The sequence below is a fragment of the Globicatella sanguinis NBRC 15551 genome, from assembly GCF_001552295.1.
Classification (GTDB): Bacteria; Bacillota; Bacilli; order Lactobacillales; family Aerococcaceae; genus Globicatella; species Globicatella sanguinis.
In genome coordinates, this window is the sequence record NZ_BCQX01000001.1 from 1 (window position 1) to 14,752 (window position 14,752).

Consider the following 14,752-nt stretch of genomic DNA (forward strand, 5'->3'; position numbering starts at 1 on the left):
ACTTCTTGCCCACTCCCACAACCAGTCTTCTGGTCGCATCAAACAGCAAATTCTTTATTGCCATTCCTCTCTCATTCTGAATCAAGGTATGTAAAATTACTTTCTTAGTCATTAATAATTTTCACGGACAAGTCATCATCATTCCTTTGATTTAAACCGTAATTTCTAATTGATTGCCTTCAAAGATGATGAACTTACTCTCGTAATAGCCGTCACCGGTTGTACGTGGACCGTCAATTAATTCATAACCATCATTTTCTAACTCTTTAGTTAGGGCATCTACTTTCTCCTTACTGCCCACACTCATTGCCATATGAACCAGTCCGGTCCGATTTAAGCCTTTATAAGTATCGACCATATCTGGTCTTGTCATTAACTCTAAACGAGCGCCGTCCTCAAATGTTAAAAAATAAGAGCTAAACTCCGTGTTCGGATTGAAATACAATTCATTTGATGTTGCCTCAAAATATTTAACAAAGAAATCTCTTGCTTTATCTAAATGATTAACATATATCGCTACGTGTTCAATTTTCATCGATTTCCCTCACTATTCAAGTTTGTTAGTTATAGTTTAGCAAATAATCTCCTTCAAGACTATGGACTTTTTTATGATATATCAGAAATATTGCAACTAAAAGGTATATAATTCGTCATAACGATAGACCACATTAAAGTCTAACAATACCACACATACATCTTTAACTGGCTTCGCTTTGGTTTGACTCAGGGCTTGTGCATACAAACTCAACTGGAATTTATACTTATCAGCAATCAATTCAATTTGCTCACTGCGCGGGACATTGCCATATTGACGATAGCGGTCTGTCTTATAATCCAATATGACCAAGCCATCGTCTGTTTCGTAAAAGGTATCAATAATCCCATGGACTAATAATTGATCATCGGCCAACTGTGGCATTGTTTCCTCGGTTAACTGTGCCTTAAACAACCATTTAGCAGGCAATAAATAAGAAAAAGCTTGTTCACGTTGTAATGTTTGATGATGCTTAAATAATTGTTGACCATACGGGTCTTTTAAGAACCATACTAAAGTCTCCACTTTAATTAGGGCTGCTTCTTCTTTTGTTAAATACTCTTCACTCACTAAGCGGCTGATTTCACTTGCCACCCAGGATTCAATCGCTTCACCTTGATACTGATCAAAGGCCAAATGTTGCATCACAAAATGGGTTAAGCTCCCGATTTCGGCATAAGTCATCGTTTTCGGTTTCATAAACTGTGGTGGTTCAAAGGTGTCCTGCGTATAGCGAATACTTTGAATCCCTGCTTGTTCCGTGACGTCGCTTGCTGACTGATTGTTAGTAGCGGACAACTGCCCTTTTCTTAGCTTAGGTTGATGGTCCGTTTCAGTGTTGACTGGCTTAGTTCGGTCATTAAAATGACTTAATTGATCATGTGCCGGTTCTTCATACAAACGTTTTAACTCAGATACCGATTGATAAGAGGACGTATGACTCGCCAATTGATACGGGTAGACAGGGTTAGCTAGTGCGGCCATCGTTTGCGCTAAGGATGAAAGAGGTTCATCCATCGAGACTTCTTTTATCGCCTTCAGTGTAAAGTCGAGCCAACTTTCTTCGGTGATGAATTGTCGTTGTTGAATTAATTCGCCTTGCGTTTGGAAAATCTCTGCTTGATTTTTAAAAGTAACATCCACTTGTGCTATATCAAAATCAGTAACTTTTTCGGCTAAAGTATCCGGTACAGCTAATGATTGACGAATCCACTCTAACCACGAATTAGCTGCTTGACGTTCTTGTAAGACGACTAATTTATCTTGTTTATCGGTTAATTCACGGGTTTTTTCATTTTTTTCTTGCCATTTATCCTGTGAATCAATGGTTCCAACTAAAATTAATTGTTGCTCACAACGGGTTAGAGCCACATATAATTTACGCATTTCTTCGGCTTTAGCTTGCATCGTTTTTTCGATTTTTATTGCTTTATTTACCATCGATGGGTATTTTAACATCGTGGTAAAATCATATAAATCGGTACCCATGCCTGAGTTTTTCGATAAAACATAGCGTTTATGATTAATATCTTGCATATTAAATTGCTTTTCAATATTCATCAAATAAACAATCGGAAACTCTAATCCCTTACTACCATGAACCGTCATCATGCGCACATAGTCTTCATTATCGCCTAATAAGACCGGTTCAGCAATATCTTGATTATGTTCGGTTAATTCTTCAATATAACGAATAAAGCCAAATGCCCCTTTAAAATTACTTTTTTCAAAGCTAGCGGCTTGTTGGTAGAAGGCATGTAAATTCGCTTGACGTTGGGCACCATTGGTTAAGCCGGTAACATAGTCTAAGAAATACGTTTCTTGATATATTTGCCAAATCAATTCAACTAAGCGTTTCTCACTGGCAATTGTTTGCCAATGAACCAGTTGTTGATTAAATTGTCTTAATTGATCCGCAAGCGCATCATCTACTTGGGTCATATAATCTAAGACGGCTTCATAATAAGTCCCGCTAGGATGATGAATCCGGATTTTACTTAATGCTTCATCGCTCAGTCCGACAAAGTAAGAACGTAAAATCGCCACTAAAGGCAAGTCTTGTCGAGGATTATCAATGATTTTCAATAGTGCAATCATTAATTGAATCTCTTGTCTTTGGAAATAAGTATCAATTTTTTGCGCATTAATCGGTATTTCATATTGTTGGAAAGCCCGTTGAATTTCTAAAAATGGCTTTTTGGTAGATGATAAAATGACAAAGTCACGGTACTCAACCGGACGCATGCCTTTGGCTTTTTTATCATAGACTTGCCACTTAGACAGTACTTTTTGACGGATGTCTTGGGCAATTAAATGAGCTTGGGCTTCAATCGAACTATCAAAAGCGAGTTCATCTGTAAGTTCATCGGTATCAGTCGTTTCGTCATTAAAGGCTGTCGCTGCTTCATCACTGTCCTCGGCTTTTTCATGCAATAAGAGTTGAATATTAAAGCGTGGTGAAGGCGAAACGGGTTCAAAGGACAGATTACCTGTTTTTAAGGACTCTTGTTCGCCATAGTTCATTTCACCAAATTGCTCGTCCATAATGCGCTCAAATACATAATTGGTAAATTGCAGCACTTCATCGCGTGAGCGATAATTTTTATCTAACACAATTAATTCGCCGTCTTCATGTGCTTGGTATTGGCGATATTTTTTCATAAATAGGCTCGGTTCGGCCATACGGAAGCCATAAATCGATTGTTTAACATCCCCTACCATAAACAAATTGCCTGTTAAATCCGGTCGTTGTTCATGTGATAACCAAGATAAAATTGTCGCTTGAATTTCATTAATATCTTGGTATTCATCGACCATGACTTCTTTAAAAAGATTTTGATAATAAGTAGCGGCAATACTGGCCTCACGGCGCCCAGTCTGTTGATTATAAGGGGCTAAAATATTTAAGGTTAAATGCTCTAAATCATTGTAATCAATAATATTAAGTTTAGCTTTATGCTGAGCGACCGCTTGTTTAAAGTGTAAGGTAAGTTGGCTTAATTTATCAATAATTGGGGCTAACTGGGCTTCGACTTTTTCCAATTCGGGATAAGCTAATGGAAAGACCGGTTGTACATTTTTGGTAATCAATGTTTTGGCTTGGTCACGGGCCACTTTCATCGCATCGATTAACTCGCTTTCCTCCGTCTTACGCGGTTTACTTGGCCAACGCTTAAATTCCACCACCGCCAACATATTAGCAAAGTTCGCTAATTGATCTTGGTATAGATTATCTAATAATTGACCGATCATTTCTCGTTCAGCCGCTAAGAAATCCCCATATTTTTGCGCAATTTCATCGCTGGCACCTGTTAATAAGTTTTCAGCTTTTAATAATAATTGATAAGCCGATTGAAGATTACTTTGTAGATTAGGCGCTAATTGTTGTTTGTATAAGGTTGTTTGACTAAACTGATTAAAATCACGACTATATTGCGATAAGTTTTGTAAATAGATTTCCGGTTCAGGGTGGGACGAAGAAAATAGATGTAAGTTAAGCACTAAGTCAAATAAGTCTTGGTCACTTCTAGGATTGGCATAACGACTTAATAATTCTTGTAAGTCATTCGCATCCAGTCCGGTCACCTTGCCTTCGATAATATCAGCCACTAATACTTCCCAAACATCTTGAAAAATCAAGGCCTTTTGAGTCTCGTCCACTAATAAAGTAAAGCTTGGATTAAAATCAATCAAATAGAAAAATTGTTGAATCACCTGTAAGCAAAAACTATGCAAGGTCCGAATATGGGCTACCGGTAATTTCGCGATTTGCTCTAAAAAGAGAGCTTGTTTATCTTGGTACTCCGGTTGGTAAATAACCGCTTTGAGTTTGGTTTCCATCCGTTCCTTCATTTCTTTAGCGGCAGCTTCGGTAAAGGTGACCACCAGTAATTCATCGATTTGTGCAAACTCTTTACGGATATGGGTTAAGATTCGCTCAATTAAGACCGTCGTCTTACCCGATCCTGCTGAGGCTGCGACCAGTAAGTTAGATCCTGTTTGTTGAATCGCTTGCCACTGCTCGTCATTGTATTGCGCATCTTTAGGTTTTGGTTCAATTAACATCTATCCTTCCTCCTTCCCTTCAAAGTCAATTTTCAATTGGTTAATAACTTCTTTAGCTTTGATCGTTTTACGGCGATATAAGTGATAATGTTCGGTAGCATCAAAGCCTGAAATGACCCGATACCCCGGTTGTAAAGCCGTTGTATAAGGATTATCTTTATACGGCGCTAAGTCAATACGACCCGACTGCATTTCTTCAGCGGCTTGGATAAAGCGCTCATCGGTCATACGTAAAACTAATTGTAAATCCTCGCCACGAATGACTTTTGAACTGGCCTTATATTGACCATCTTTCTTTAATGATACCGGATAAATCAAACTATCTGATTGTTCCTCAATATCGGGATCAATTTGCATTAAATCCGCTTCATCGGCTGCTACAAATCCATGTAATAGATTGTTTTTTAATTGGGTATCATAAAGGGATCCTTGAGACGCTTGGGCTAAGACATCTGGTGTTACCTCATTAAAATTATGAATCAATGGTTGGTAAAAAGCACCTAATGCTTCAAACTGCGGATAGTTTTGTAAAGCAATATTTAAATAAGTTAGAATTTGTAAATCGTGACCATAATAAGCATCTTCTAGCTTAAATTGTTTTTTACCTGACTTATAGTCAATGATTTGTAATTTATTCGCCCCCACTAATTCGTCAATACGGTCAATTTTCCCGGTAATATATAATTTACCGCCACTGGACAATGGGTAACTCATCCCTTTTAAATCATGTTGCGGATTCATCCCAAAGATGGCTTCCGTTTTTAAGGTGCGCATCTTAATTTTAGCTTGTTGTTGATAGCTAAATTGTAAAAAGCGCCATAATTGTTGATCAAGTTGTAACTTAATGGCCTGCATTCGTGGATGACCACTGAAAATATTGAATTTCCACTCTTGATTAATGGCCTCAATGCTTTCATTTAAAATGACCCTTAATTCTTCAGCGGTTAAATTAACTAAAGTACGCCCAGAAGCAATAATTTTAGCCATCACCAAGTCTAGTGCATGATGGAAATAATCCCCGGTTTTAGCCGCATCAATTTCATATTGTTCTCGCTCTTTTAATCTTAAACCATAGGTTAAAAAATGACTGAATGGATCTTGATAATAAGCTTCTATCTTCGACACAGAGGCTGAAATATTTTGGCCAAATAAAGCAATGGCGGTTTCAGGTGTGAGTGCCGTTGGTAAAACATTGAATTTAAAAATCTGATGCACTAACTGTTGCCAATTCTTTTCAATGGCTTCTGGCGCATACAATACTTGATGTAATAATTGTTTTTGTTGATGCGTCATCGGTAAACTATTCTGATATTGATGACGCAATACTCCAAGTAGAGGCGATAATTGCATCGGCAGGCGCCCTAATTGGTTGCTGTGAATATTTTCATTTAAAAATGGGTGTTGTTCACTACCAAATGACTCCACTTTAAATTGACAAGCTTTAATCAGATTGAGGATATAAGGTGAAAATTGTCTTTGTGAATCGCCTACACTGAGTGCCACTGAAAAATATAATTGATCGGTCGCATCCAATAATAATTGATAGCCAATGAGCTGTTCCATTTGATTGCGTTGCTTGGAGGTATCGGCTAGGTTTTGATGTGGTAGTAAACGTTCTTGAATCTCCGCACGATTATCTTCTGTTAAGAGAGAATCACTGGTATAAGTCTTCGGTAAACTATGATCATCGGCTCCTAGAATAAAACAAATTTTAGCCGGTTGCACTTGTGGACTTTCAATACTGGTAACCGTCACTTGATCCATCGTTGGTGGAATAATATGATAGGTCGCTTGTTGTAAACCAGTTAGTAATAATTCAGCAAACAACGCTAATGACAAGTTCTTTTCACCATAAAGTTGATGGAATTCATCTAAGGCATCCATCAATACTTGCCATACTTGTTCAAAACGACGTGACAAATCGATTTGCCCTCGTTCAATCGCTTGATCACGTAAAGCCATGAGGCGCTTTTGCACTTGGGTATCGACTAATAATTGATATAACCATTCTCCGGCTTGTTGACCTGACAGCCCTTTGTCCCAACGACTTAAGGGTTGATATAGATAGGACACAAGCCACTGACGCCAACGACTCACCACTTCAAAAATGGTTTCGTTCGTTTCATCACCTTGATAATTAACATAGGGTTGTTCTGATTGCGGAAATTGCCATTCAAACTTTTCACTATAAAAGCGGAAGCCAAAATAACCATTGGCAATTAAAATGTTTTCTAAAAGGGCCTTTTGATGACGTGCCTCTTCAATATTCCCTTCTAGCCATTCCGGCATTAACAAATCCGACTTGATGACGAGCATTAAGTCTTGATACCGCCAATGATTTAAGGACAAATTCAGTACTGCTTCTAACCACAAGACTAAGGGATGTTGCGACATATTCGCTTCATGGTCAAAAAAGTAAGGAATTTGATTCATCTCAAAGATTGGGCCTAGCATTTGTTGATATAAATCCATATCGCGGGTTAACACTAAAATATCACGATAACGATACCCTTCAATCGTTACTAAATAATGAATCTGATTACTAATATGACGTAATTCACTTTGCACTGTTTCAAATTGCCAAAAATAATGATGCGTAGTAGCGCTATTTAAAGCCTGTGGCACTAATAATTGTGATTGTTGTTGTTGGAAACGTGAGGCAACTTCTAAAATGGCGGGTTGATAATTAAAATAATGCGCTTGAATCTCCCAATCAGGCAACACTTCAAAATTAAATAATTGTCCATAATGTTTAAGTTGACGATAAGTGTCTTTTACTATTTGAACCATTGGTAACCATTCAGCACTATTAATTTGGGATTGTTTAATCGGTAAGGTTAACCAAACTCGCTTAAATTTTTGAGCGAGGTCTACTAATAATTGATATTGTTGTGCATTAAAAAAATAATGATGATCTACTACTAAATAATGATGCTCAAATCCTTCATGTTGGGCTAAATAGTGTGATAAATCCAAATATGTTTGATAATTAGCTAATGATTGCGTTTCGATCGTATCAATAAAAGCGGTATATAATAATTGTAATTCTTTAATACGTTGCGCTTCCATATTTAAAATCGTCGCCTCAACTACTTGTTTACTCACCATATCATCGGTTAAGGCTTCAGGATTAACATTGCCTTGATATAACTCTTCGAATAGCGCCAATAATTTCTCAACGAAACCTAAGTGATGTTGTTGCCCTTTATAAACAATCAATTGGTCTTGATATTGATCTAATAGTTGCTTAATCACCATCGTTAAACCGATATCGGATAGATTAGTGCGTTGATGTTGTTTCTCATCTAACATAAACCAAGCCAAACGTGTAAAGCTGACCACTTGAATGTCCATCATGGCCGATTCTTGGCGTCCGCTCATTTTTTGACTTTCTTTTAGTACAAAGGTTTCCATGTCAAACTTAATATGTTCCGGCACTAAATAATAAATAATTGCTTGCGGATCTTGTGCTTTAATTTTAAATAGCTCTTGGATTAGGGGAGCTTTTTTATTAACTGACAAATCGCCGGTTACAATTTGTAAAGCCATACTCTCGTCCCTCCTCGTAAAATAATATCGATAGTCCTATTGTATCAAATTCACTTCTGTTTAAAAATAGGCCTTCGTTGAATATTGATGAATAATGCATGATCCGCTTACAGATAATGCTTCATGGCTTAGGGTAAAATGAGTGATGCTAACTTTTATTATTAGAACGCAAAAACTATTTCTCAAATCAATTAGTTTTTGCGTTAATTATAGTCTCCACATGATTAGGAGTGGTCCAGAAGTAGAACATTGAATGATTTTCGCTTCGTCTGTTCCTCCGCACAGTTGGGAGTGGACCAGAAATAGAACATTGAATGATTTCGCTTCGTCGGCCCACCCTCAAAAAGATGTTTACCCTATTCAATTGAAAAAATTCCCTTGCTTATGGGGTACTGGCATCAATCAAGTTTCCCTCCATACAATTAACTAAAATCCCTTGCTTATAAGAGCCACTGACACCATGCAAATTTAGCCCCATACAATTGAATAAAATCTCCTTCTATATTGCCTAACGCCAGAAACTAGATGGATTAGGACAAACAAAAAAGACCAACAGAAATCAATGTTCGGCTTCACTTCAAATAGATATTCTAGTTTATTTGAAGGAGGCAGTCAGATATCTTTCTGTCAGTCTTAATTTATTAGTTTTCGTAAGCCGCTGTTAATTGCGGTACGACTTGTTTCTTACGTGAAACGACACCTGGTAATAATAGTTCATTGTCAATCACTGTAGTACCAAAAGCCGCTTCTACTTGTGTGAAGTCTTCACCAGATACTAAACCGAATGAATTGCTTTCTAAAATATCGGTTACGATTAACACGAATAAATCATATCCTGAAGCATCCATTGCAGTTAATAATTCAGCTTTTTGCGCTTGCATTTCTTCAAAACCAATCGCGTTTACTTGAGCGATGCGCACTTTTTTACCATTCATATCGAATGATTTCGCATCTAATGTTAATAATTCATCAATTGTTTTAGTTGATAAATTGGTTCCTGCTTTTAATAATTCTAAACCATATTTTTCTAAATCAACTTCTGCGATTTTCGCTAATTCTCGCGCTGCAGATTCATCTTGATTCGTGCAAGTGGGTGATTTGAATAATAAAGTATCCGAGATAATAGCCGATAACATTAAACCAGCAATTGATTTTGGAATATCGTAATCATGTTCCTTGAACATTTTTAATAAGACAGTGGCGGTACAACCAATGGGTTCTGCACGGTAATATAAAGGTTGCGCTGTTTCAAAACCAGCAATACGGTGATGATCGATGACATAATCCACGGTCACATCCGCTAAATCATCGACTGATTGTTGGGGTTCATTGTGGTCCACTAAAGCAACATGCTCAACTTCGTTGGCAACTGTCGTCACCACGCGTGGTGCTTCGACATTAAAATAATTTAAAGCAAATTCAGTTTCTTCATTTGGGGTTCCTAAAGCAACAGGTTCTGCAACATACCCTTGACGCTCTAAAAAGAAGCTCATCGCAATGGCTGAAGCAATCGTATCAGTATCTGGATTTTTGTGTCCGAACACTAAATATTTAGACATTTATTAATTCCTCCTAAAAAGGTCTTTTCTATATTTTATCACATCTTAAGCTATTTTAAAGAAATATTTTCATTTTCTTGTTGAATTTCTGCTAACCATTCTTGTTCTTGCTCTGTTAATTCAGCCTTTTCAAGTAAATCTGGTCGTCTTTCATAGGTTTTGCGGATAGCTTCTTTGGCTTTCCATTTTTCAATCTTTTCATGATGGCCACTTAATAAGACATCCGGTACCACTTTTCCTCTAAATTCTCGTGGCCGCGTATATTGTGGGTGTTCTAATAAATGACGTTGATGTGACTCATCTACAATTGAGTGCGCATTTCCTAAAACTTCGGGAATTAACCGGACTGTCGCATCAATCATCACCATTGTCGGCATTTCACCATTCGTTAAAACATAATCACCGAGTGACACCTCATCGGTTACATAATCACGAATTCGTTCATCGAAACCTTCATAATGACCACAAATAAAGATTAATTGTTCTGCTGTTGACCATTCTTGAGCCATTTGTTGGGTAAATGGCTTGCCGGTTGGATCAACTAAAATGACTTTCGATTTATCTTTACGTTCAATTGCTTCGAGTGTTTCGACAATAGGCTCAACCCGTAATAACATGCCCGCTCCGCCACCATATGGATAATCATCAACATGACCATGTTTATTGACCGCTTTTTGACGAAAATCATGTAAATTTAAGGTCATTTTTTCTTTATTTTGTGCTTCCTTCATTAAAGAGGTATTAAGGGGTGCAAACATTTCTGGGAATAAAGTTAACACATCAATTTGCATCATCAATCAAACCTTCCATCAATTCGATTATCGCGATGCCGTTGGTTAAATCTACCTCTTTCACGACATCATTAATAAAGGGTAATAACACATCGCGTTTTTTTGGTTCATGACGTTTAACCACCCAAACATCATTCGAACCTAACGATAGAATTTCCTTAACGGTTCCTAATTCATTACCATCGGTAGTGATAATCTTTAAGCCAATAATTTGATGATGATAAAATTCATCTTCAGGCAGTGACTGTTGTTGGTCTTTTTCAATCGCTAACCAATAATTTTTATAGTGTTCAATATCATTAATATTATGGATTCCTTCAAAACTTAAAATATAAGTCCCTTTATGTAAATAGGCATCCGCTACAGTTAATTTTGTTAGTACCTTCTCTCCGTCGATAATCGCTAATTTTTTACCTGGAGCAAAGCGTTCATCAGGGAAATCCGTATCCGCAATGACTTTAATTTGACCTTTAATACCAAAGGTATTGACAATTCGCCCTACTTTATACATTATCCTTCCTCCTCAATCGGACCATTTTGGGTAAAACGTTCTGACATATATAACATTAAAATGGTTAATAATGCTAAATAAATCGGTAAAATTCCCATGCCTGTTACTTTCGTAATCCAACCAAAGATAGGTGGCATCGCCATTGCGCCCACATAGGCACTGGCCATTTGCACCCCAATAATGCCTTGTGATTTATCTTTTCCAAAATAACGTGGCGACATATGAATAATACTTGGATAAATAGGTGCACACCCTAATCCAATAATAATTAAACTAATTAGCGCAATCACTGGAATTTTGATTGGCAATAATAATAAAATTATGCCCGTTGCTAGGACACCTATCCCGATGCGAATCATTTGCTCGTCATTAAATTTAAAGGTTAAGAAGCCACTTAAAGCACGTCCTACCGTGATACCAATATAAAATAAAGCAGCATAACCGGCGGCAGTCTCAGGTTCAATACCTTTTACTAATACAAAATAACTACTTGTCCAAAGTCCTGCAGTCGATTCAATCGCGCAGTAACAAAAGAAGGCAATCATAATTTCTTTAGCACCTTTTAATGATAAAATTTCTGGAATGCTTAATGGTTTGCCTTCAGCACGTTTGCCATTGCTTTTGGCTTCATGTGTTTGCCATAAAGGTAAGCTAATAAATAGACTCGTTGTTAAAACAATTTGAATGATCGCAATATATAAATAACCACTTTGCCAACCCGAACCATTCGTCAAGGCATAGGACATAATATAAGGCCCAATCGCTGCTCCTACACCCCACATACAATGTAACCAGCTCATATGGTGACTCTTATAATGTAAAGCGACATAATTATTTAATGAAGCATCGACACTGCCGGCACCTAGACCATAAGGAATCGCCCATAAACATAACATCCAAAATTGATTACTAATTGAGAAACCAAATAAAGCAACGGCCGTTAATAGCACACTAAATGCAGTTACTTTACCAGGACCAAATGTCTTCGTTAAGCGATCACTTTGCAAACTGGAAATGATTGTTCCAAAAGAAATAATTAACGAAATAACGCCGGCATAAGAAACATCAACCGCTAAAGTTTGATGCATTACGGGCCATGCTGAACCTAATAAGGCATCCGGTAAGCCAAGACTGATAAATGATAAATAAATCATGACTAATAATAAATGTATCATGCAACCTCTCCAATCTAAAATAATAACCTTCACTATTATACGACAGTTCAAGTAAATTCGCTATCGAAACCGTTTATTAATCGCGATAACTTTCACTTTAGTGGATAATCATGTAAAATGTATTTATATCTCTTTTTAGGAGGAACCAAGTATGACGTTTGATGGCTTTTTTACACGTGCCTTAGTCAAGGAATTAGCGGATCATCTAATTGGTGGCCGTATTTCCAAAGTGTATCAACCTTTCGAGCAAGAATTACAATTGGTGATTCGTAATCATCGTACCAATTATCGTTTAAACAGCTCGATTCATCCCACTTATTACCATTTAGGTTTAACAGATGAGCGTCCAAGTAATCCCACTCATGCACCAATGTTTTGTATGTTGATGCGTAAACATTTAGAAAATGCCATTGTATTAGACATCCGGCAAATTGACAATGACCGTATCGTACAATTTATTGTGAGTGGCTTAGACGAATTAGGTGACCAACAGAATTACCATCTTTATTTTGAATTGATGGGTCGCCACAGTAATATCCTATTAGTGAATCCGGCTAAAAATACGATTATTGACTGTATTAAACATGTCTCTCCTAGTCTCAATAGCTATCGCGGATTACAACCAGGGGCTGAATATGTTCAACCACCCAAAAATCCACAACAAACGAATGTCTTTGCTTTACCAGACTTAGAAAGTTGGGCGAATGAACATTATCAGCTATTAGCAGATGGTCTGGCATCTCGAATTATTGAAGGATTAGGAAAAATTGGTGCCAATGAAATCGAATATTTAATGAATCAAGAAAAAATGACAGCCGGTGAAGCTATCAATCAATTGATGGCCGCCACCACTACTGCACAACCCACGATTTTCAAGCAAAAAAATGCCAAATTATCCTTTTATTATTATCCTGTTAAGCATTTTGAAGCTGAACAAATTCACTACCCTTCACTTTCAACTTTATTAACAGCCTTTTTCCAACAAAAAATTCATTTAGATCGTATTCGTCAATTATCAGGCGATTTAATTCAAAAAATTGAACATGTGATTGAACGCAATCAAATTAAAATAGCAAAATTAGCAGAAGATCGCAAAGTAGCCCAGGCTTCAGATACCTATCGGACAAAAGGTGAACTCTTAAAAGCCTATGCTTACCAAATTGAAAAAGGTCAAACAGAAGTGACATTGGATAATTATTATGACAATAATCAACCTTTATTAGTTGAACTTGACCCACGTTTATCAGCGATTGATAATAGCCAAAAATATTTTAAAAAGTATACTAAATACCGTGATTCATTAAAATATATTGACCACCAAACCCAATTGGCTGAAGCAGAAAATGAGTATTTAGAAACAGTACTTGTCCAAATTCAACAAGCTGATTTGGAAGACATTGAAGATATTAAAGAAGAATTAACGAGCGAAGGTTATGTTGCACAACGTAAACAAAATATTAAAAAACGTTCAAAATCAACGTCAAAACCAAGACGCTATCGCAGTGATGATGGGGTCATGATTTATGTTGGACGCAATAATCATCAAAATGACGAACTCAGTCTTAAAAAAGCCAGTAAAAATCACTGGTGGCTCCATGCCAAAAATATCCCTGGTTCTCATGTGATCATTGAAAGTGACCAACCAAGTGATGAAACCATTACGCTAGCGGGAGAACTCGCTGCTTATTATTCTAAGTTCAGTGATTCATCCTCCGTTCCAGTAGACTTATTACAAGTCAAACATTTACGTAAACCCAATGGTGCTAAACCTGGCTATGTGATTTATGAAGGTCAACGCACTATTTATGTGACACCTGATGAACAGAAATTACGTACCTATCAAATTGACAATTAACTCAATTGGCTATTTGAGTGGAGCCTTTAAAGTATTGAGCAGTCCATTTGGTGACTAACAAAAGCCTTTATCTATCAATATAATAAAAAAAACTGAAGTTACAAGATGAGTTGAGTGTCGAGTAGACCTCACAACCACATCATAACTTCAGTTTCTTTTTTATTTTACAATGACCACTTGGTCTTCACCATTGTCGACTTCACTTAAGCGGACCGCAATTCGCTCTGTTTTGGCAGTTGGGACATTTTTACCCACAAAATCTGCTCTAATCGGTAATTCGCGGTGTCCACGATCCACTAAAATAGCTAATTGAATATGCGAAGGACGATGTTGATCTAAAATCGCATCCATTGCAGCTCTTACCGTGCGTCCGGTATATAATACATCATCGACGATGACGACTTTTTTGCCCGTTAAAGCATGAGTAAAGCTCGCTTCAGTTACTTCTGGTTCATCGGAAACCGTCGCATGGGTCAAATCATCGCGATAAAAGGTTATATCCACATAATCAACCGCTACTTCATGCCCTTCAATTTCTTTAATCTTCGTCGCAATGCGATTAGCTAAGTATTCGCCACGCGTTTTAATCCCGACTAACACAACGTCCTCTAAAGTCTTATTGCGTTCTAAGATTTCATGGGCAATTCGTTTAAGTGTCCGATTGATGGCCATTTCATCCATTAAAATATTTTCAATCATTTCAACACTCCTT

9 protein-coding genes are annotated in these 14,752 nt (G+C 37.2%); 1 reads left to right on the forward strand and 8 read right to left on the reverse strand.

The annotated features are described in order from the left end of the window. Window positions 1-151: 151 nt before the first annotated feature. The 7 genes from GSA01S_RS00005 to GSA01S_RS00035 form a co-directional block, all read right to left on the reverse strand. A complete protein-coding gene (locus GSA01S_RS00005) occupies window positions 152-535 on the reverse strand; it encodes a VOC family protein (RefSeq protein WP_066123302.1) in 384 nt (127 codons plus the stop codon). A 96-nt stretch (window positions 536-631) separates the two neighbouring features. After that, window positions 632-4,600: a helicase-exonuclease AddAB subunit AddA gene (gene addA, locus GSA01S_RS00010; protein ID WP_066123305.1), complete on the reverse strand. Its 3,969-nt coding sequence runs from the start codon at window positions 4,598-4,600 to the stop codon at window positions 632-634. Then, window positions 4,601-8,149: a PD-(D/E)XK nuclease family protein gene (locus GSA01S_RS00015; RefSeq protein WP_066123308.1), complete on the reverse strand. Its 3,549-nt coding sequence runs from the start codon at window positions 8,147-8,149 to the stop codon at window positions 4,601-4,603. A 641-nt stretch (window positions 8,150-8,790) separates the two neighbouring features. After that, on the reverse strand, window positions 8,791-9,708 hold the full coding sequence (locus tag GSA01S_RS00020; RefSeq protein WP_066123311.1) for a manganese-dependent inorganic pyrophosphatase: 918 nt from the start codon (window positions 9,706-9,708) through the stop codon (window positions 8,791-8,793). Between the two features lie 50 nt (window positions 9,709-9,758). Next, a complete protein-coding gene (trmD, locus tag GSA01S_RS00025) occupies window positions 9,759-10,499 on the reverse strand; it encodes a tRNA (guanosine(37)-N1)-methyltransferase TrmD (RefSeq protein ID WP_066123391.1) in 741 nt (246 codons plus the stop codon). Continuing rightward, a complete protein-coding gene (rimM, locus tag GSA01S_RS00030) occupies window positions 10,489-11,010 on the reverse strand; it encodes a ribosome maturation factor RimM (RefSeq protein WP_066123314.1) in 522 nt (173 codons plus the stop codon). The genes trmD and rimM overlap by 11 nt, the downstream gene beginning before the upstream one ends. Beyond that, window positions 11,010-12,185 carry an MFS transporter gene (locus tag GSA01S_RS00035; RefSeq protein WP_066123317.1) on the reverse strand — a complete coding sequence of 392 codons (1,176 nt, stop codon included), beginning with the start codon at window positions 12,183-12,185 and terminating at the stop codon, window positions 11,010-11,012. The genes rimM and GSA01S_RS00035 overlap by 1 nt, the downstream gene beginning before the upstream one ends. Window positions 12,186-12,336: 151 nt before the next feature. Here GSA01S_RS00035 and GSA01S_RS00040 point away from each other — a divergent pair, with 151 nt between their 5' ends. Next, on the forward strand, window positions 12,337-14,040 hold the full coding sequence (locus GSA01S_RS00040) for an Rqc2 family fibronectin-binding protein (RefSeq protein ID WP_066123320.1): 1,704 nt from the start codon (window positions 12,337-12,339) through the stop codon (window positions 14,038-14,040). Window positions 14,041-14,199: 159 nt separating this feature from the next. On the opposite strand, the gene pyrR is transcribed toward GSA01S_RS00040, so the two are convergent. Further along, window positions 14,200-14,736: a bifunctional pyr operon transcriptional regulator/uracil phosphoribosyltransferase PyrR gene (gene pyrR, locus GSA01S_RS00045; RefSeq protein ID WP_281176403.1), complete on the reverse strand. Its 537-nt coding sequence runs from the start codon at window positions 14,734-14,736 to the stop codon at window positions 14,200-14,202. Window positions 14,737-14,752: the final 16 nt, after the last annotated feature.